This is a genomic window from Collimonas sp. OK412 (genome assembly GCF_900112135.1).
Classification (GTDB): domain Bacteria; phylum Pseudomonadota; class Gammaproteobacteria; order Burkholderiales; family Burkholderiaceae_D; genus Collimonas; species Collimonas rhizosphaerae.
This window is the reverse complement of sequence record NZ_FOLC01000031.1, coordinates 1-18,009: the sequence shown is the minus strand read 5'-3', so window position 1 is coordinate 18,009 and position 18,009 is coordinate 1. Positions and strand designations below refer to the sequence as shown.

Below are 18,009 nucleotides of genomic sequence, written 5' to 3'. Positions count from 1 at the left end.
CGAATGGGAGACCATTTCATTTGCGCTATCGAATCCGGTTGCGTCATTCAGCCGAGCGGTTTTACGACTCCAGGCTTGCATCGGCAGACCCGCCTGGTGATCTTGCTATCCGCATGTGTCAGCAGTGCCGGCTTCAGTCGCAACGGTTCAATCCAGTCATTGCATTTTAGGCGGCCAGTTGTGTGACTCTTCTTGGCAATTCTTGCACCAGGCATAGAGAGCGTCATACATCACCATGCCGTGCTTGAGCATCTCCTGGTCATCGCTGAAATTTTGCGACAATCCCAGCGACAAGGCGTATAGGCCGGCAGATTGCGGCGTCAGATCGAGTCGCGAGGTGTCGGCGCCGCGCACGATAAGTGCGAGCTGGTTCAAGGCGGGATCGTCAAGACAGTATTTTTTGAGGAAGGCATCGAAGCTGCACAGCTCGCCGTCATGGGTCAGTTCAACGCCTGGTATGTCGTAAGGAATCGCGCTGGTTTCGCCGGCAATGCGCAACACATCGCCTGGCGCAACATAAAGAAATTCCGCTTGCTGATCGATATAGCGAGCCACCAGCCACGGACAAGCGATGCGGTCGATCTTTGGGCGTTCGCGGGTAATCCATTTCATGATGCTTCTCCTCTATTTCAAATGTCGCGCCTACGCTTTTGACACTGCGGCAATCCGGCTCGCCACCATGTCCCACTGGATGTTATTGAAGAAGGCGTCGATATACTTGGCCGCTGCTGCGCCGTAGTCCATCTGGTAAGAATGTTCGTACATGTCCATCACCAGGAGCGGCAAGGTTGCCGCCGGGCCGTGGGCATGATCGGCAAGCCAGTAATTTTCCAGCTGGCGAGTGTGTGTATTGAAGCCGAGCACGACCCAGCCAGAACCTCCGCCCAGGCCGGCGCCGATACGGCGAAATTCGGTTTCCCAAGTGTCGAAGCTGCCGAATGCATCGGCGATCACCTTGCGCTCCGGCGCGCCGGCTTGGCCGCTGCCGCCCAGGTTGTCGAAGTAGTATTCGTGGAACACCACCGAACCTGTACGCAGCAAATGTTCACGCTTCAGCGCGTTGTAGATATAGGGCGGCGTGTCCTTGTTAGCCAATGCTTCGGTCAGGTGCTTCTTGACCACTGCCAATGCTTTGACAGAGCCGCCGTAATTGTTTTCCCAATGCGAACGGATCAGGCGTTCCGATAGGCCGCTGAGTTTGGCGGGATCAAACGCAAGCGGTTTCAGCGTTGTCTGGCTCTCAAAGGCAGGTAGCATCGGCATGGTGGTTTTCTCCAAGATAGGTGTGGCGTTGGCAGCTTTTGCCGTACCCAGCACTGCCACGGTCGCGGCGGCTGCGCACAGCATGGATCGGCGTTGAAGATCTGGGTGTTCACTCATGGGGGGAGCTCCTGGTGGTGTCGGGTCAGTGATGCAGCAAGGGGTACACCACGATCCCGACCAGCGCCGCGCCAATCACGATGACTGGTTCAGGCAGTTTCTTGAATTTCCATAACAGCGCAGCAGTTGCCAGCGCCAGCAGCGCGGTCGGCATGTCGATGATCGACCTCTGCGCGATCACCACCACCGAACCGGCGATGGCGCCGATGGCTGCCGCCGTGATGCCATCGACGAAGGCGATCAGCGCCGGCAGCTTGCCGTATTTCTTGAAATACGGTGCGGCGATGACGGTCGCCAGGTAGCAGGGAACAAAAGTGCCTACTGCTGCCAGGACGGCTCCCGGCAAGCCGCTGATCAGGTAGCCAATGAATCCGGTCGTGATCACCACCGGTCCTGGCGTAATCATCGCGACGGCCACGGCATCGACAAACTGCTTTTCGCTCAGCCAGTGGTGTTCCGTCACAACTCCGCTATAGAGAAAGGGCACGATGGCCAGGCCGGAGCCGAACACGAAGGCGCCGGCCTTGGTGAAAAAAAGCACGATCTGGATCAGGGTGTTGGTATCGGTCGCGGATGCAAGAGCGATATTCGGCAACTGCGTCGGCAGCAGCACGGCCATGCTCGATGTGCCAAACCTGGGCTTGCAGCGGATCACCCAAACCAGCACGCCGGCGCCGATGAACAGCAACGCGATTTCGGACTGCGTGATGATGGTCACGGCCGCCAGCAATATGAAAATGCCCCACAGCAGCTTGTCGCGTCCCAGGTTCTTGCTGGCGAGCTTATGCGCACTGATTGCCATGATGCCGATCACGGAAGCGCCCACGCCGTAGAAAACGGACTGCATCCAGGTCAGCCCGCCAAACGCCACGTAGGCCCATCCCAGGGCGACCACCATCAGGAACGATGGCAACACGAAAGCAAGTCCCGCCACTGTCGCGCCGAGCAGCCGGAAGTGGACGAATCCCAGATAGATTCCCAGCTGCGCGGCCAACGGACCGGGCGCGATCTGCGCCAGCGCCAGCCCCTCCTTGTAGTCTGATTCGCTGATCCAGCCGCGGCGCTCGACCAGGTCGCGGTGCATATAGCCAACCAATGCAACCGGCCCGCCAAAGCCAAACGTACCCAGGCGCAAAAAATACAGGATCAGTTGCCACAAGGTGTAAGTCGGTTTATTCGCCTGGTCCATGATCACGATCCCTGTTGCGGCGTGGCTTCTTGCTGAAACGCGGTCAGCAGCCCATCGAACACGTTGCTGGCTGTCGCCAGAAGCTGGTCGTCATCGGCGATGGCTTCGCGCAGGCCGGCCAGGACGCTTTCAATTCCCACTGACTCCGGCGGCTGCACGCCGCCGACATCGAGGTAGTGCACTAGCGCACCAAGACGCTTGAGCGCTGCTTGCTCAAGGCCGAAACTCGCCAGCAGCACCTCGAAGCTGACGCGGCTTCCTACATGGCTGAAGGTCGCGCCGTCGAAGTCAAAGCCCAAGGCATCGGCGGGGCAATCGCCAGGAGAGGCCAGCCACAGCAGCCGGGCTTGTGGATCAATGAAGCGACGGATCAGCCAGGCGCAGGCCAGCCGATCCACCCAGGGGCGCCGCCGTGTTGCCCAGGTGCGTCCCTGGTATTGCTGCAATGGCAGGGCAGTGATGGTTCCATGCACTGGATGGGGTTCGTCCGGCGCCAGTACGCGGGCAGCGGCCAGCTCCAGCTCTTGCAGGGTGGTGTCGGTTTGCCGTTGGGCTTCGCCGGGGAAGAAGTCGATATCGGCAAGACCGGCAAAGGATTTGCGCAGCTTGCGAATCTGCTTGAGTGTTTCCAGCACGGTGTCGGTGGTGAGCGTTTCCCGTACCTTGGCCGCGTCCGTCAGCAACGCCGCGTAATCCTCGCTACGGTCGAATAGCCCAGCAAAATCAGCGCTATCAGGTTCTTCAACGCGCAAGACAAAGGCGGTGCCGCCGCCAGACAGCACATCGGCGGCGACTGCCTCAAACGTGCTGCGGCAGGCCTCGCGCTCCGGCATCAAATAAACGCCGTCGCGCAAGACGGCCGCACCGCTCGCCTTCAGTGCGCGCCAGGCGCGCATCCGGGCCGTTGCGTTCTCTGTTGGAAGGCTGGTAATGAGAGAGAGGTAAGTATTCATGTAGATAATTCTACGTATTGGTATTGATATCTACAAGTTTACTTTTATGGGTATTGCGATGATTCGCGTTTACACCTAGGGGGGGTATGGTATAGGATGGGCGTATGAATACAACACATCCACACAAACACGAATCCCATCCCAACGTCATCAAGCGGCTCCGCATGGTGGCTGGTCAGGTCAACTCCATCATCAGCATGATCGAGGAGGGGCGATCTTGCACTGATGTCGCCATGCAACTTCAGGCCGCAGAGAAAGCCCTGGTCCAAGCCAAAAAGACGCTTATTTACGACCATCTTGAGCATTGTCTAGAAGACGGGATTGAAACGTCGCCAAAGGCGACGCTGGATGAATTCAAAGAAATCTCAAAGTACCTTTAAGGAATCCCGCATGACTGAATTTTCTGAACTGCTCCGACAAGGAGCTGGCAACGCTTGGCTGTTTGTGCCAAGCGCCATCCTGCTGGGTGCTTTACATGGGCTTGAGCCTGGACATTCAAAAACAATGATGGCGGCTTTTATCGTCGCCATTCGCGGCACTGTGTCCCAGGCTGTCTTATTGGGGCTGTCGGCGACGATTTCACATACCGCCGTTGTGTGGCTGGTTGCTCTCGTTGGCATGAAGCTGGGAGGAAACCTGAATGCCGAAGCGACGGAGCCTTATTTCCAATTGGGCTCCGCCGTCCTGATTATCGGAATAGCGGTCTGGATGCTCCTTCGCACTTACCGCGACCTGAAGCGAGAAAAAGACGAAACGAACCACAGTCATCATGCGCACGATCATGGCCATGGCCTCGAAATCCGGCGCATTGATACGGATCACAGCCAGGCAGTGGATCTCGAAATATTCGAAACAGGTTGCCCGCCGCGCTTCCGCTTGCATTTTTTTGACAAGGGCGCCGCTATTGCGCCGGCTGATGCACGTCAGATCAAAGTACAAACCATTCGCCTGGATGGCGCGGTCCAGGCATTCACATTTGCCAAGAAGGGGGATTACCTGGAATCGATAGACGAGATTCCCGAGCCGCATGAATTCGTGGCGCGGCTGTCGATGACGCACCATGCCCATACGCACGACTACGATGTGAGTTTTGAGGAAGGTGCACATCATGGCCACGGCGGCCTGGATGTTGGCGCTGTCGGATATCAGGATGCGCACGAGCTGGCGCATGCAAACGACATTAAACGCAAATTTGCGGATAAAAACATTACTACCGGTCAAATCGTCATGTTTGGCTTGACTGGGGGATTGATTCCTTGCCCCGCGTCAATCACCGTCTTACTGTTGTGCTTACAGCTGAAGCAATACAGCCTAGGTGTCGTGCTGGTGCTTTGCTTCAGTATCGGTCTCGCACTGACAATGGTGGCGTCAGGGACTATCGCGGCGCTGAGCGTGCGCCAAGTCTCAAAACGCTGGAACGGTTTCGGCGCATTTGCAAGAAAAGCACCGTATTTTTCCAGCGCCTTGATCATACTGGTTGGCTTGTATACGGGCTATCTGGGATGGAGCGGCTTGAACGCCCATGCCATATAGGTTCCACGAGCAAAGCGTTTACTTGATGCAAATGGATATATAGCAGACAAATCCTGCCCCGCAATCAAATGTAAAAAAGCCCGGATCGTTGAACGACCGGGCTTTTTGTTATCAGTGCGACTACACGATAAGTTGCATGCAACGCACTATTTCATGTCGCTAAAAATCACTTCTTGCTCGAATGAGCGGCACCCTTGCTAGCGGCTTGCGACAGTTGATCGACAGCGCTGTTGACGTTGGTTTCCAGCGCTTCAACGGCTTGCTTGGTGTTCTTGGCCAACTGTTCGTAACCGGCGTTGGCGCTGCCGATCGCCGATTTGACGAAAGCAACTGCGCTTTCTGCACCTGGCGGCGCGTTTTTCGTTGCCAGGTCGACGAACTCGACGACTTTACGCTTGGTTTCCGCAACCTGGGCTTCGGCAACCTTGGTCAGTTCGGCTTGTGTGCTGGACGCGATGCTGGCGAAATGCCGGCCGTAAGCGACGGCTTTTTCCGTGTTCGGTTGGGCCAGCGCTGCGCTCAGCGAGAAAAATTCTTGCGGGTCTTTGGCGGCAAAGAGCTTCTGGGTAGTAGCGGTCGACTCTTGCAGTGAAGCTTTACCGGCGCTCAGGTTGAGCTCGATCAGTTTTTCCACGCCGGCAAATGCTTTGGTCGTGAGATCAGTGTACAGCGCCAAGTTGGCTTCAAAATTAGCTTTGGCGGCAGCTGAGAATTGTTCTGCAATGGTAGACATGGTTTCTCCAAGGGTTTGGTGTCGCAAAAAGAGACGACATCAGTAGGACGACGAAAGGCGGCTAAAGACTAGCCGTTGGTTGCAGAGCGCCATTGATTGACATGGCATATTGTGCGGCGCACAAATTAGATTGTAGATTTTTGTCGCCAGATGTCTAGCTGGTAGTTTTGACAGTGCCAACGATATTCTTGATGGAGTGACAAGGCATTTAGAGGCTGTAGTTTCACGCGATCCTCGTAATCCCGCGCTCATGGGCGAAGTTCGATGCGTTGTGAATGCGGCGACTGATCCAATCAGGGAGGAGGTTGTATTTTTACCAGTATGCAGTGGTCGTTGCACATGGTAGTGTTGCCTTACGGATACCATCTGTGGGGGACATATGCCGCAATTCGAGATAGAGCACAAAGGGCACACGATCAGGGTCGCGAGCACGATCGTCAGGGGCGGCAAGTATCGTTGGGCTGTTTTGATTGATGGAGTGTTGCAGTCGCCGCCGGAGATCGCCCCGTCCAATACCTGGGACGCTGCCCGTGACCAGGGCATGGCGTTTGCAAAAGATCTTATCGACGTCGTCAAGTAATTCCGGCCCACTTTGCTTTATAAAAGCAGCAAATACCAGAAAGCCCGCGTAGCCGCGGGCTTTTTTTTGTTTGCCGGTAATGATGCGTAGCGTAGAGGCATTAACAATGTTGAGGGGGGGGATGGGGAGTGTGACGGCCGATTTCCTTGAAGTGCGATCGCCTGGCCCGGTATGCAATACCGGGCCAGGGCCTTGTACCTATCTTAGTTGCGGAGGGTCGACCGGCGCACTAGTCGTGGCAGGGGAGTTGGGAACATTCGAGGTCGAACCCGCTACGGCACGGACGCACAAGAGGGTCGATGCAGCTTCAGGGCGTATGTAGCACAGAGGGTTTTTCTCTTGATTCCAGCCGGTTGGAATTGGCTGTGTCGTGATGCCGACCACGACGTCTGGGACCAGTGTCGTTGGATAGGTGCCGCACGTAACTACTTTTGGTTGAATAACCTTTTGTATATCGGCTACGACTTCGGAAGTGTCTTTTGCGTTGCATAGATGATATGTAACGGAGAACACAGCGCCACACTTCGCTGCCGCTTCGTTGGGCAGCGTGCATTGCCCTTTGATTGTAAAGATCTGGCATGCGGCCAATTTTGCATAGTCAGAGCCAGGCTCCGGTTTCTTTACGCTGATCCCGTTGCATTCAAAATTGTAGCAGTGGCAGATTTTCAAACCCGGCCCGCCGCCAGTTTGTCCCCCGGTCGAAGGGCCTGGGGGAATCGGCTGCACCGGGGGTTTGACGGAGGGAGGGAATACGCATGGTCTTGGGTAGCACTTGCGGATACAGTTGCTAGCCTTGACGTTATTCCATTGTCCGCAGCAATTCCGCACATAGTTGTCGGCTGGCGTGGCAATGATAACTACGGAACAGGAATCGCAACCTGGCGGGAGAACTGCGCACGGATACTTTGCGTTATCCCAACCTGCCGGCAAAGGACATCTTGTCACATGGATGGCGAAATCCCTGACTTTGCATATGGGATAGCTGGTGCAGGTAAAGATTTGCGTTGGAATCAGCGTCGAGCAGTCGACAAGAACATTGTTGCTATTGTCGACGGCGACCAGCAGGAATGAAACTGCGTAGCTTATGTGATAGTAGCTGCTGGCGTCGGCTGAGTTTATGCCGATGCATTGGGACGAGATGATCAGTTTCTTGCAATCCTCGATTTTCCTGTATTCAGGGTCTGGATCCTGGACCTTGGTATCGATAACCTCAAAATCAATTGCCATGAAAGCCTCCGAGTTTGAAAACATTGGAAAAATTCCGCAAGCAGATGGAAAAATTTCCGGGCGATGCATCTGCCAATCATTCTCCGGAACTCTTTGAGGGTTCTGGCCCGATCACGGCTATTAGCGTCCAACAGTGTTTAACGATGAAACAGGGATACAGCTTTGTTGATGGGTTTTCAACTAGCAGTATTGATAGTTGCGTGGGAGTGGGAAGTGGGATAGCGGGGTAGCTTTCCTTGCCGCTGGCGTATGTGACGCAGCATAGGAAATAAAACATTGTTTTCATGTGAAAGTGTACTAGGTTGACAACTTGGGGGAAGGGCGCACGTTAGATGATTGTTTGCAGTCTGTTCGAATCACTCTTTCGGCGCCATGGTCGCTTGATCTGCAAAAGGGGGAATGAGATGAAAGAATTTCGTCAGCTGATCCGCAGGCGCTTCTTGTACGACGAGGTTGGAAGAGAAAGCAAAATCCTGCGGCTGATTGCAATCATTTGGCTCGGCGTGCTGCTGATAAGCCTGTGGTCCGGAACAGATCTGTGGCGCGGCACGTGGAGACGGTCATCGGAATTTCAGATATTTGTTCTTGGCACGCTCACTTGCATCGTTATCTATTGGCTATGCTTTGCGAAGGATGAACTTGTGCTGGTGGGCGACGTGCAGGTCACTGCCAGCATCAGCGAGAAGCATCACAAAAAACTAAGGAGATTGGCAAGGCAGCAGGACACAACTATTGGCGACATCATTGAACAACTGATGGACGCCATTGTGAATGCCAGATCTCAGACGCTTAGGTCGTCAAGTGACGCACAGCGCATCTCGAGTCAGCAACGCGCGATCAGTGAGGTTGAAACCGAGTAAGATCCGGGCCGGCTGATAATGATCTTTGCCGGCCCAGGCTTGATCTGGCATGCATTGCACGAATCCCTGTCCGGAAAAGCTCCAGCGTAGAAGTAGCCAACTCGGGAAAGCATGCACTCAACGGGTGAAATTCAGTATTCGATAGTAATAACGTGCGCCTGGATCTTGCCGTCCACAGGACCAGGCCCGAACCGTCGGGCGATGGCTCCCGCGGCGATGTCGGTTGCTTCGTCGAGCCGCGACTTGCCGCGTGCCTCGATTTCGCTGCGTAGCGGTGTCCCTTGGCAGTATGCGATTGCAGGGATCCGCGGCGACGTTGCCTGGCTGCGCGCCACGACAGTGCTCATATGGGGCGATGAACTGAAGCCACCGGCTTTCAGGTCTTGTGCAATGGTTGCGAGGTCATGGTAGCCATGGGGCGTGCGAGCCATGAAGCGCGGAGGATCCTTGGGAAAGAGAGACTCGAGCGCTGTCGAAACGACGTGAGCGAACTCGTTCTCCTCGATGCGATCCCAAACGTTGAAAATGAGGGCGCCTCCTGGCCGGAGAACCCGGCGCATTTCGGAAAACGCCTTCGGCTTGTCGGGAAAGAACATGACTCCGAACTGGCACACCACGGCGTCAAACACTGAATCTTCGAAGGGCAGTTGCATGGCGTTTGCCTGGCGCCACGCCACTGGACGCTTGGTCCCGACTTCGGCAGCGCGGTCCAGCATCGGCTGATTAAGGTCCGTGGCAACAATGGAGACGCTTTCCGGCAGCACGGATGCCAAATGGCGAGTCACGACGCCTGTGCCGGCGGCAATCTCCAGCACCCCAGAAAGAGGCCGCGAAGCTATACGATTCGCCAAGTCCACTGCATACGGCTCAAAGATCAGCGGAACAAGATACTCTTCATAGAGCCTCGGTATTGCGTCGGTGAAGTTTTTGTCGATGTCGGGACTGTTCAAGGTGTTCTCCTTTGCGCCACCGTGACTGCCCAAAGAACACAGCCTGCAGTCGATCTTCCTCCTGTCAGGTCTTGAGGATTCCTTGCAGGCGGATAGTTTCAAGCATCGCCGTCCATGCCTGTTGTATGACGATGGCGAACTCCATCAATGCCATCGCTCCTATCGGTATATGAGTACCGGTATTTTGCTATGAGTCAGCACCTTCTGTGCTTCGCTGCCGAGAAGGAGGCCTCTCATTCCTTTGCGGCCGTGCGACGCCATGGTGATCAAGTCGCAGCCGTTGGCATTGGCCGCTTTGATGATTTCTTCATAGGGATGGTCGCCGATGGCATAGGTAGTGTCGCAAGATACGCCTGCTATATTGGCGGCGTCTTCAATGTCGGCAAGCAATTTTTCCGCTTGAGAGCGGCTATGTTTAGCGAAATCGTCTTCTGTCTCTGCCATCATTTCCATCTGAAAAGATAGTGCATGATATGGCGGGCTCACATAAAAGCCAGTTACCTTGGCGTTGATGCTTTTGGCAAACTGCATGGTATTTCGAATCGCGACTTCAGATAATGGCGAACCGTCGGTTGGTAGTAGAAGATGCTTGTACATAGCTTCTCCCTGGTTGGATAGGTAATTTCAGTTTATGACGCGATTGCCCCTTTCGCAACATGCGAACAGGCAATAGGATCTGCTGGAAGTGCGGGGCGAGCTGTGTATAATGATAATCAAATTATCATTCATGCCTATCCATTCCATGGAATCGAAAACTGCGCGCCTCACAATCCTGATTGATCCGGTCAAGAAGAAGGCGTTCGACGAACTATGCCTTGCGCAAGACTTGACGCCATCCCAGGTGATCCGCCAGATGATCCGCGAGTACCTGGAGCGGCACGACGTCGATTACGCGACAAAAGCCGTTGTCAGGTCCCCGAAGCCAGGCAAAAAATAAGCTCCCGCCATCAGCCGGAGAAGTTTTTTTGCCAGGTCAGTCTTTACCGCCCCAAAAATAGTCTTTACTGGTCTTGATCAGGTTTTCCGCATAGCTGCTCATTTTGGGTGATTTCCTGGCGTGCTGAGCGTGAGCATCGTGTTCCGTCAACTCTTGGCTATGGCTTAACGCCGATGCAAAATCCTCGCGATAATCGTCGGCGCCGATCAATTCCAGCAGCCCGGCCCGCGCCAGCTTTGTTTTCACCTTGAGGTTGGCCTCGCACAATATCATCCGGACACCGCGCTTGCGCATGTTCAGCACCACCTCTTCCAAGGTCAGCAGCCCCGTCATGTCGACGAATGGGACCCAGCGCAGGCGCAGTATCAGTATCCGGGGCTCGGTATGGGTATGGACCAGCGCTCTTTCAAAGTTCTCGACGGCGCCGAAGAAAACCGGTCCTTCGATCGCATAGACCAGCACGCCGGGCGGCAGTGTTGTCCAGCCATGCTGGGCCAGTTCGGCTTTCAGTTCAAGCTCGGTAAAATGCTGCACCTCGACCGCCGCCGCCATCCTGCGCATGAATTGCATGATCGCCAGGATGACGCCGATGTTGACTGCCACCACCAGGTCCGTCAGCACTGTCAATAAAAAGGTCACCACCAAAATGACGACATCGGCGCGCGGCGCCCGGCGCAGCATTTTGGCGAAATGCTTCCATTCGCTCATGTTGTAGGCGACCACGAACAGGATTGCCGCAAACGCCGCCAAGGGGACATTTGTCGCCAGCGGCGCCAGGAGCACGATCACCAGGACCAGCATGCCGGCGTGGATGATGCCGGCCAGCGGGCTGCTGCCGCCGTTGCGGATGCTGGTTGCCGTGCGCGCTATGGCCCCGGTTGCGGCAAAGCCGCCGAACAGCGGCGTCACCATGTTGGCCAGCCCCTGGCCGATCAATTCCTGGTTCGAATCGTGTTTGCTGCCGACCATGCCGTCGGCCACTACCGCTGACAGCAGCGATTCGATCGCGCCCAGCATGGCGATCGTAAACGCCGGGCCTATCAGCTCGACTACCTGCGACATGGTAACGGCCGGGATCGAAAATGACGGCAAATGCTGCGGGATCTCGCCGAAGGCGCTGCCGATGGTGGCGACGCCGTTGAATTGGAAAATCGACTGCAGCACGGTGGCTCCCACCAGCGCCAGCAGCGGCCCAGGTATGCGCTTGAAGCGGCCAAGCCTGGACGGGCAGGTTGCCAGGCCCAGGCTGACCAGCGCAATGGCAGTCGTTGCAGGGTGCAGTTGCGGCAGGGCTTCAAGCAGATGCCAGAGCTTTTCATGGAAGTGCCCGCCGGGAATGGCCGGCAAGCCGAAAAAATCCTTCCATTGTCCGACCCAGATGATGACGGCGATGCCGGTGGTAAAGCCGACGATGACCGGCGCCGGAATAAATTTGATCACGCTGCCCATTTTGGCGATACCCATGAACAGCAGCATTGCGCCTGCCATCAAGGTGGCTATCTGCAAGCCGGAAATACCGTATTTGGCCGTAATGCCGGCCAGGATGACGATAAACGCGCCGGTGGGCCCGGCGATCTGGGCGCGGCTCCCGCCAAACATCGACACCAGGAAGCCGGCGACGATTGCCGTGTACAGGCCCTGTTCGGGCCTGGCTCCCGAAGCAATGGCGAAAGCCATCGACAGCGGCAGCGCCACCACGCCGACGATCGCGCCGGCAATCACGTTGGGCAGCAGCTTGTCTCGTGCAAAGAGTCCCGCCTTGCGGGCTTCCAGGATATTAATCACACATCACCGTGGGTTATGCCGGAAAACGCATCGTTACTCGGAATGAAGCCGTGCAATCCGCCGCCGCTTGGACTACCAGGTCTTAATTTACACCATATGCGTATGCTATGATCATATGTAATCATAGTATGATAATTATATTATCATGTTATGCAACACATGAAATCTTGCAGGCGCGCGTAATTAATGGACAAACTGGACAAACACAGCCGGACAATCAAATTTTTCAGGGAACGCATCCCCGCATTTGCCTGCATTCCTGGATGCCACGATTGCTGCGGCCCGGTGCTGGCGTCCAGTGTTGAAATGGCGCGGCTGCCGCGCAAGAGTGAACAGGAACAGGATGCCGCGCTTGCCGCATTGAGCTGCCCGCATCTGGGAGCCGGCGGCTGCCAGGTATATGAGGAACGTCCGCTGGTTTGCAGGCTGTTCGGGACGACGCCCAGGCTGGCCTGTCCGAACGGCAAGCGGCCTGCGGTAATGGTCGCCCCCGCGCTCGAACAGCGGGTCTACCGCTACTTCGAGCAGGTACGCCACGTATTGGTGTGATTCCCGGTTTTATCCGATGACGTTGAAGACACAACCATGCTTTTAGATAATGTCCGCGAACTTTCAGCGTTTTCCAGCGACGGCAAACCATTCATTTATAAAAACGCGCATTCCGTCTCGCTGCAATTCGACAATACCGCAGTGCAAAGCGAAATGTACGTGGCAGCGCCTGATGCGCTCTTGCTTGGCTACACCGTGACAATGATGGGCTTCCTGCTGTTCAAGCATAGCCCCGGCACGATCGCCATGATCGGGCTGGGCGGCGGCTCGCTGGCCAAATACTGTTATCGCAACCTGCCGCACGCGGCTATCGTGGTTGCCGAAAATAACCCTGAAGTAATCGCATTAAAGGATCATTTCCACATTCCTGAGGATGACCGCCGGCTGCAGATCCGTTGCCAGGATGGACGCGACCTGGTGCGAGATGCCGACAGCGATTACGAGATCCTGCTGGTAGACGGATTCGACCACACGGGACAGCCGCCCCAGCTGTGCAGCCAGGCCTTCTACGACGACTGTTATCAGGCCCTGGCGCCGGAAGGCATCATGGCCGTCAATTTGCTGGGCAGCAGGGCAAACATGACGCACTACCTCGACCGCATTCAACGCAGCTTTGACGGTGCAGTGATCGCTGTCGAGGCCCTGGAATCGAGCAACATGATTGTGTTTGCATGCAAGGGAAAATCGCTGGAGATGCCGGACCAGGCGATCATGAACGGATTGAAAGACCTGGAGCTCCAGCATGCCCTGTTGCTTCGCATGACCGCACAAAACATATTGCGGCAGCGCCGGACCGATAAATTGATTGCGGCGCTGCATCTCTCCGCTGAACAATTGCGGGCAGGGTAAGAATCGGGATAACCAGAGATGCCGCGCCATTATTTGCGCCAACTATTACACTGGCCTTTGAAATACAAATCTGCTTGATCGATATCCGGTCAGCAGCACGCTGCGTACCCACATCACATGACGAACCTTAATCGCTTCGAACTGCTGCTCCACGAAAGTGGAGGAAAGCCCTTTGTCTTCGACCACGACGACATGCGCACGCTGCATTTCGATCATCAGTACATACAGAGCGCGATGTCGATTTCCGCACCTGACAAGCTGCTGCTGAGCTACACGCGGGCCATGATGGGTTTCCTGCTGTTCCAGGCAGCGCCAAAACACATCTTGATGGTTGGCCTGGGCGGCGGATCGCTGGTCAAGTATTGCTACCGGAATTTTCCTGCGGCCCGCATCACCGTGCTGGAGCTGCACGCTGAAGTCATTGCGTTGCGCGATCAATTCATGATCCCGGCGGATGACCAGCGCCTTCAGGTCATTCACGCAGACGCCGCAGCCTATATGCAAGCCCAGCAGGAAAACAGCGCCGATGTTGTCATGCTGGACGGTTTTTCTGCCGATGGGCCCGCATTCGAACTAAGTACCAGCGACTTCTATAAAGCTTGCCTGCACTGCCTTGCTCCACAAGGTGTCCTGGTATCGAATTTGTGGGATCGCCCGACTCCCGCGGTTCCAGCTATTGCCCAGGCGTTGCTGGGAACCGATTGGCGCATATGGTGGTGCAGGACCGAGGACAGCCACAACTACATCGCCTTTTTCGTCAAAGGGAACGACGCCGGTGTGTTTCGGCCTGTGGTGCTCAATCGCGCGCAGAAATTGGATCAACGCTTTGATCTGCGGCTATCTGAACTGGTGCCTTCTTTCCAGCTCGTCAAGCATTTCTCGGAAGAAGCGTGATCAGACGGTTGCGGCCCCGGCATAAGAACACGACCAGGCATCCATAAGGCGCTCAGCGTTCCTTTGAATGTGCCTCAAGCAGCTGCTGATGGCGTGCTTCGGTCGCCTCGTCGGCAGGGAACATGCATTCCAGGCGCAGCTCCTGCGCGGCGACATTTTGCGGTGTTCCGACACTCGTTACCATCGAAAAATAGCGAAGAACCACGCCCTCGCTGATGAAACCAAGCGGAATCACCGGCATCGCCGGCGCCGCGGACGGCGCATGATACGTGTTCCAGTCGGGCGGCACGCCGGGATACGCAAGCAGTTCATCGAGCAGGCCTCTGGTGCCGCCGTCAAGCACATGGCCGACCGATTCGCGATACACCCGTTGCAGCAGGCTGCGCGAGACATTGTCCCAATCGGCCACAAACGGACGCATGCCATGCGGATCGAAGATCAGGTGCAGCATGTTGCGCCGACCTTCTCGTGAATCCATATCGATGAAGCAGTTGAAAAAACGCGGTGCTGCATCGTTGGTCATCAGCACGTTCCAGTTACGGTCCATCACGATCGCGGGAAACGGTTCATGCTGGCGCATGACCCGCTCGAGCGCGCGGACCACGCTGTGCATCTCCTGTGCATTCCATGGCGCTTCAGAATACACAGGCGCGTAGCCGGCGGCGAGCAGCAGCGCATTGCGGTCGCGCAGCGGCACGTCGAGCGTTTGGGCGAGGGTCAGGACTGTGTGCCGGCCCGGTACGCTGCGTCCGCTTTCAATGAAGCTGATCTGGCGCTGCGAGACGCCGGCCTCGAGCGACAGGTCGAGCTGGCTCACGCCACGCACGTCTCGCCAATAGCGCAACAAATCGCCAAATTCGTTCGGCGGCGCTTTCGGATCGGCACTGGTGACGTTCATCGGGTTTCCTGATCAAGGCGGACAAATGCAACCGGCTCCGGATGTGGGCGCCTGCCACGCAAATTCCTCAAACGGTGTTTCGAGCGCCGGCCGGGTAACGCTGCCAGTGTAGTTCGTGATAGTGGATGCGGCAACCACCGCAATGACCTCGAGTATCTGTTCCGAGCTGAACCCGGCCTCGAGGAAGCGCCCCTGGTCCGATTCGGCAAGGCGGCCGCGTTTTTCGATCAGCGTACGCGCCAGCGTTGACAGTGCGGCCAACCTGGCGTCGCCAGGCAGGCCGCCATGCCGGATCGCATCGACATCCGCGGGATGCACGCCTTCCTTCAACGCGAGTGCGGTGTGAAACGCGACCGGCCATTCACTGGCGTTCGTGATTGCGTTGGTCAGCAGCAGTACCTGGATCTGCGGCTCCGTCAGGCTGCTCGCATGCACGCGCTCGAACAGGCCGATGAAGCCGTTGATCAGCGCCGGTGAAGCGGCCATCGCGGCCGCGATGTTCGGGATCAGGCCGAACGCCTGTTGCAATTGCTGGAGCACCGGCTTCGATTGCGCGGGCGCGGATTCGATCGTGTGTACTGGGTAGCTGGACATGGTATCTCCTTGATGGTGAACGCCGCCGGAACGGTGGCGCGATAGCCAAAGAGTAGGGGCAGCTGTGAGGTGCGGCAATTACATCGGATGTAATCGCCGCGCAGCCCGAGGCCCTGTCGGAAAAGTGTGGATTCGATCGGCTTAGCCGGCCTTCAGCGAAGCATCCCCGTTCAATGCCAACGGCACCGCCCTGGCCCATCGGTTAGCCGACAGTGAAAAGGTCAGCGCGCGAACCTGGTGGTACCACCCAGCCGGCACATACAGGAGCTCGCCAGGCTGCATGATGCATTCGATCATTGCCGCCTGGCGGGCAAGCGGAAATTTCTCGAAATCCGGCGCTTCGGGGTTAAACGGCGAACCGAACAAGATGGCGTTCGCCTCGCGCGGGTAAAGGAATTCGTCGTGGTGAGGCGGCGACAGGAAAATGCGCTTGCTGCCCCAGACCTGCGCAAAAATATTATCGTCGTAGTCGCAATGCAGCGGCGTCACCGTTCCCGACGGGCCAAGCCAGAAGCGCGGCGGGCCCATTTTATTAAAATAGGCGGGCCAGTGGCACAAGGCATTCAATTCACGTAATTCAAGATTGCCCAGGTACGGCGGCAGGTCCTGGGTGTCATTTGCGACGAGCTCAAGGTAGGCCAGCAGGGACATATCCTGCATCGCCCGGTCAGGCGCGAAGGCGGTATTGACATAGTCGCCAACCCTCGCGCGCACGTGCAGCTCGCCAAAGCGGTCGCGCAGCGTTTGCGGCGTAAGAGCGGACAGCGGCCATTTGCCGACGAGCCCGGTGATGACGAACGGCAGGCCTTTTGCCGCATGCATGCGGAATGCCGCGGCGTCGAGCATGTTCATGCGCGGTACGGCGGAAATGGCAGGCAGGTCGCGGCTCGCACGTTTGATCGCCTCACGCATTTCCTGTATTGAAGCGACGCCGCGCACCAGCGCATCCTTCCGCTCACGCGCCTGTTTTTTGACAATGGCGTCTTCGGGCGACATGGCCGTCGATGACGGCCGGGGCGGCAGCAATCGTGAAGATCGGCGTGTCTCCCGCCGTTCTTGATTGCCGGTTACCGGTTTTTTCATATTTCAGTTTTCTATCGCTGTGCAGATTATCTTTTAATGGTGATTAACGCCGATGCGTATAAGTGCCGGAACGTCCATATGCAGGCATGTTGTTGGCCGTTACAATGTTTTCTTCTGGTTGTTTCGATGCAGTCGCTACAGGTTGATTTCGCCCGTTGCAGTCTTATCCGGCTGCGATCATCGCCTGGTTCGATTCAATTTATAGGTGACGTGTGCTGGTTCAGGTTTCGCCAGGCAGAAGACGTACGATCTGCCCCAGGTTATATCAAGCTCCGCAGGGTCGAATATCAGGGGGGATCCTTCTTGAAAGCGACGGTGCCAGCCGGCAGCCGAACCCAAGGATGCCTGCGGCAATCGTAGATCGAAAGCTGGGGCGCCGGAAAGCCAGGGTCGGCAAAAGCGCCCACGGCAACGCCTACGCTCCCGGCTACCCCTTCTTCGGTATGGAAAAGGTTGGTCCCGCATACCGGGCAGAACCGGAAAATGAATTTTGCTCCCTGATCGCCGGTACGGACATACTCGGTAGCTGAGCCGATGACCTTGTAGGGAGCGGCAAAACTGGCCAGGGCGGCGAAGACGCTGCCGGTTCTCTGCTGGCAAGCAAGGCAGTGGCAGATACCGATGCCGGTCGGCGCGCCTTGGACTTCAATGCGTAGCTGACCACAAGTGCAAGAGGCTATTCGGGTGGGCATGGCCGTCTCGATCGATGGTTTTGATTAAACAGTTGGATGTCTGGACAAGCGAATTATCTACCCCGGCTAAAATTTGCGCTATAGAATCCACTTTCACTGCTCCTTGAACGCCAACCGTACCCAGCATTCCCCGGTGTGCCTGTGAGTTGCCGCATCCGGATGCAAATTGCCTGGCAAGGGCAGTTCCTCCGCGTCCGCCGCTCCATACAAGGCGGTAAGGAGTAGGGCGTAATAGATTCTATGGTTTTCGTCAAATTTTTATGGGAACGAGGTTAGGGTCGAAGCTTGATCCGTTCTTCGTCAAGATGTAAGCGATGCGCAGG

At 56.5% G+C, this 18,009-nt stretch carries 21 protein-coding genes; 9 read left to right on the top strand and 12 right to left on the bottom strand.

What is annotated here, in order from left to right; translation table 11 throughout:
- Nucleotides 1-156 precede the first annotated feature (156 nt).
- The 4 genes from BM062_RS22090 to BM062_RS22075 all read right to left on the bottom strand — a co-directional run bounded on the left by BM062_RS22090 (nt 157) and on the right by BM062_RS22075 (nt 3,522).
- Nucleotides 157-612, bottom strand: a complete 456-nt coding sequence (locus BM062_RS22090; RefSeq protein ID WP_092400996.1) for a chromate resistance protein ChrB domain-containing protein — start codon at nt 610-612, stop codon at nt 157-159.
- A gap of 30 nt (nt 613-642) precedes the next feature.
- A complete protein-coding gene (locus BM062_RS22085) occupies nt 643-1,263 on the bottom strand; it encodes a superoxide dismutase (protein WP_175501128.1) in 621 nt (206 codons plus the stop codon).
- Nucleotides 1,264-1,405: 142 nt separating this feature from the next.
- Nucleotides 1,406-2,569, bottom strand: coding sequence for a chromate transporter (locus tag BM062_RS22080; protein WP_092400990.1), 1,164 nt, complete (start codon nt 2,567-2,569; stop codon nt 1,406-1,408).
- Between the two features lie 2 nt (nt 2,570-2,571).
- On the bottom strand, nt 2,572-3,522 hold the full coding sequence (locus tag BM062_RS22075; RefSeq protein WP_092400987.1) for a chromate resistance protein ChrB domain-containing protein: 951 nt from the start codon (nt 3,520-3,522) through the stop codon (nt 2,572-2,574).
- A gap of 104 nt (nt 3,523-3,626) precedes the next feature.
- Between BM062_RS22075 and BM062_RS22070 the strand changes: the two genes are divergently transcribed.
- Together BM062_RS22070 and BM062_RS22065 are read left to right on the top strand one after the other, a co-directional pair.
- On the top strand, nt 3,627-3,902 hold the full coding sequence (locus BM062_RS22070; protein ID WP_092400984.1) for a metal-sensing transcriptional repressor: 276 nt from the start codon (nt 3,627-3,629) through the stop codon (nt 3,900-3,902).
- A 10-nt stretch (nt 3,903-3,912) separates the two neighbouring features.
- Entirely contained in the window at nt 3,913-5,055 is a 1,143-nt protein-coding gene (locus tag BM062_RS22065) for a nickel/cobalt efflux transporter (RefSeq protein WP_092400981.1), read from the top strand.
- Nucleotides 5,056-5,221: 166 nt separating this feature from the next.
- Here the strand turns inward: BM062_RS22065 and BM062_RS22060 are convergent, their stop codons facing one another.
- Nucleotides 5,222-5,788, bottom strand: a complete 567-nt coding sequence (locus BM062_RS22060) for a phasin family protein (RefSeq protein ID WP_092400978.1) — start codon at nt 5,786-5,788, stop codon at nt 5,222-5,224.
- Between the two features lie 379 nt (nt 5,789-6,167).
- On the opposite strand from BM062_RS22060, the gene BM062_RS22055 reads away from it, so the two are divergent.
- From BM062_RS22055 to BM062_RS22050, 3 genes are all read left to right on the top strand, one after another.
- A complete protein-coding gene (locus BM062_RS22055; protein WP_092400975.1) occupies nt 6,168-6,368 on the top strand; it encodes a hypothetical protein in 201 nt (66 codons plus the stop codon).
- A gap of 945 nt (nt 6,369-7,313) precedes the next feature.
- Nucleotides 7,314-7,439 carry a hypothetical protein gene (locus BM062_RS26155; RefSeq protein ID WP_256381588.1) on the top strand — a complete coding sequence of 42 codons (126 nt, stop codon included), beginning with the start codon at nt 7,314-7,316 and terminating at the stop codon, nt 7,437-7,439.
- Between the two features lie 560 nt (nt 7,440-7,999).
- Nucleotides 8,000-8,455: a hypothetical protein gene (locus BM062_RS22050; RefSeq protein WP_092400972.1), complete on the top strand. Its 456-nt coding sequence runs from the start codon at nt 8,000-8,002 to the stop codon at nt 8,453-8,455.
- A 131-nt stretch (nt 8,456-8,586) separates the two neighbouring features.
- On the opposite strand, the gene BM062_RS22045 is transcribed toward BM062_RS22050, so the two are convergent.
- Nucleotides 8,587-9,405: a class I SAM-dependent methyltransferase gene (locus BM062_RS22045; protein WP_092400969.1), complete on the bottom strand. Its 819-nt coding sequence runs from the start codon at nt 9,403-9,405 to the stop codon at nt 8,587-8,589.
- A 159-nt stretch (nt 9,406-9,564) separates the two neighbouring features.
- Nucleotides 9,565-10,002 carry a universal stress protein gene (locus BM062_RS22040; protein WP_092400966.1) on the bottom strand — a complete coding sequence of 146 codons (438 nt, stop codon included), beginning with the start codon at nt 10,000-10,002 and terminating at the stop codon, nt 9,565-9,567.
- A gap of 145 nt (nt 10,003-10,147) precedes the next feature.
- On the opposite strand from BM062_RS22040, the gene BM062_RS22035 reads away from it, so the two are divergent.
- A complete protein-coding gene (locus BM062_RS22035; protein WP_092401058.1) occupies nt 10,148-10,342 on the top strand; it encodes a ribbon-helix-helix protein, CopG family in 195 nt (64 codons plus the stop codon).
- 36 nt (nt 10,343-10,378) lie between these two features.
- On the opposite strand, the gene BM062_RS22030 is transcribed toward BM062_RS22035, so the two are convergent.
- On the bottom strand, nt 10,379-12,127 hold the full coding sequence (locus tag BM062_RS22030; protein WP_092400962.1) for a SulP family inorganic anion transporter: 1,749 nt from the start codon (nt 12,125-12,127) through the stop codon (nt 10,379-10,381).
- Nucleotides 12,128-12,322: 195 nt separating this feature from the next.
- On the opposite strand from BM062_RS22030, the gene BM062_RS22025 reads away from it, so the two are divergent.
- The 3 genes from BM062_RS22025 (at nt 12,323) to BM062_RS22015 (ending at nt 14,419) form a co-directional block, all read left to right on the top strand.
- A complete protein-coding gene (locus tag BM062_RS22025) occupies nt 12,323-12,676 on the top strand; it encodes a YkgJ family cysteine cluster protein (RefSeq protein ID WP_217647635.1) in 354 nt (117 codons plus the stop codon).
- Nucleotides 12,677-12,712: 36 nt separating this feature from the next.
- The gene (locus BM062_RS22020; RefSeq protein WP_092400956.1) at nt 12,713-13,525 is read left to right on the top strand and encodes a fused MFS/spermidine synthase; all 813 of its coding nucleotides are present in this window, start codon (nt 12,713-12,715) and stop codon (nt 13,523-13,525) included.
- Nucleotides 13,526-13,642: 117 nt separating this feature from the next.
- Nucleotides 13,643-14,419, top strand: a complete 777-nt coding sequence (locus BM062_RS22015) for a fused MFS/spermidine synthase (protein ID WP_254785210.1) — start codon at nt 13,643-13,645, stop codon at nt 14,417-14,419.
- 52 nt (nt 14,420-14,471) lie between these two features.
- Here BM062_RS22015 and BM062_RS22010 read toward each other — a convergent pair whose 3' ends face one another.
- From BM062_RS22010 to BM062_RS21995, 4 genes are all read right to left on the bottom strand, one after another.
- The gene (locus tag BM062_RS22010) at nt 14,472-15,317 is read right to left on the bottom strand and encodes a helix-turn-helix domain-containing protein (RefSeq protein WP_092400950.1); all 846 of its coding nucleotides are present in this window, start codon (nt 15,315-15,317) and stop codon (nt 14,472-14,474) included.
- 12 nt (nt 15,318-15,329) lie between these two features.
- A complete protein-coding gene (locus BM062_RS22005; protein ID WP_092400946.1) occupies nt 15,330-15,911 on the bottom strand; it encodes a carboxymuconolactone decarboxylase family protein in 582 nt (193 codons plus the stop codon).
- 141 nt (nt 15,912-16,052) lie between these two features.
- Nucleotides 16,053-16,994, bottom strand: a complete 942-nt coding sequence (locus tag BM062_RS22000) for a cupin-like domain-containing protein (RefSeq protein WP_092400943.1) — start codon at nt 16,992-16,994, stop codon at nt 16,053-16,055.
- A gap of 287 nt (nt 16,995-17,281) precedes the next feature.
- On the bottom strand, nt 17,282-17,686 hold the full coding sequence (locus tag BM062_RS21995) for a GFA family protein (RefSeq protein WP_092400940.1): 405 nt from the start codon (nt 17,684-17,686) through the stop codon (nt 17,282-17,284).
- Nucleotides 17,687-18,009 lie beyond the last annotated feature (323 nt).

What these genes read in the sequence shown, in the direction of transcription:
- BM062_RS22090 (WP_092400996.1), bottom strand. Translation starts at nt 612, where the DNA reads ATGAAATGGATTACCCGCGAACGCCCAAAGATCGACCGCATCGCTTGT.
- BM062_RS22085 (WP_175501128.1), bottom strand. Translation starts at nt 1,263, where the DNA reads ATGCCGATGCTACCTGCCTTTGAGAGCCAGACAACGCTGAAACCGCTT.
- BM062_RS22080 (WP_092400990.1), bottom strand. Translation starts at nt 2,569, where the DNA reads ATGGACCAGGCGAATAAACCGACTTACACCTTGTGGCAACTGATCCTG.
- BM062_RS22075 (WP_092400987.1), bottom strand. Translation starts at nt 3,522, where the DNA reads ATGAATACTTACCTCTCTCTCATTACCAGCCTTCCAACAGAGAACGCA.
- BM062_RS22070 (WP_092400984.1), top strand. Translation starts at nt 3,627, where the DNA reads ATGAATACAACACATCCACACAAACACGAATCCCATCCCAACGTCATC.
- BM062_RS22065 (WP_092400981.1), top strand. Translation starts at nt 3,913, where the DNA reads ATGACTGAATTTTCTGAACTGCTCCGACAAGGAGCTGGCAACGCTTGG.
- BM062_RS22060 (WP_092400978.1), bottom strand. Translation starts at nt 5,788, where the DNA reads ATGTCTACCATTGCAGAACAATTCTCAGCTGCCGCCAAAGCTAATTTT.
- BM062_RS22055 (WP_092400975.1), top strand. Translation starts at nt 6,168, where the DNA reads ATGCCGCAATTCGAGATAGAGCACAAAGGGCACACGATCAGGGTCGCG.
- BM062_RS26155 (WP_256381588.1), top strand. Translation starts at nt 7,314, where the DNA reads ATGGATGGCGAAATCCCTGACTTTGCATATGGGATAGCTGGTGCAGGT.
- BM062_RS22050 (WP_092400972.1), top strand. Translation starts at nt 8,000, where the DNA reads ATGAAAGAATTTCGTCAGCTGATCCGCAGGCGCTTCTTGTACGACGAG.
- BM062_RS22040 (WP_092400966.1), bottom strand. Translation starts at nt 10,002, where the DNA reads ATGTACAAGCATCTTCTACTACCAACCGACGGTTCGCCATTATCTGAA.
- BM062_RS22035 (WP_092401058.1), top strand. Translation starts at nt 10,148, where the DNA reads ATGGAATCGAAAACTGCGCGCCTCACAATCCTGATTGATCCGGTCAAG.
- BM062_RS22020 (WP_092400956.1), top strand. Translation starts at nt 12,713, where the DNA reads ATGCTTTTAGATAATGTCCGCGAACTTTCAGCGTTTTCCAGCGACGGC.
- BM062_RS22015 (WP_254785210.1), top strand. Translation starts at nt 13,643, where the DNA reads ATGACGAACCTTAATCGCTTCGAACTGCTGCTCCACGAAAGTGGAGGA.
- BM062_RS22010 (WP_092400950.1), bottom strand. Translation starts at nt 15,317, where the DNA reads ATGAACGTCACCAGTGCCGATCCGAAAGCGCCGCCGAACGAATTTGGC.
- BM062_RS22005 (WP_092400946.1), bottom strand. Translation starts at nt 15,911, where the DNA reads ATGTCCAGCTACCCAGTACACACGATCGAATCCGCGCCCGCGCAATCG.
- BM062_RS22000 (WP_092400943.1), bottom strand. Translation starts at nt 16,994, where the DNA reads ATGAAAAAACCGGTAACCGGCAATCAAGAACGGCGGGAGACACGCCGA.
- BM062_RS21995 (WP_092400940.1), bottom strand. Translation starts at nt 17,686, where the DNA reads ATGCCCACCCGAATAGCCTCTTGCACTTGTGGTCAGCTACGCATTGAA.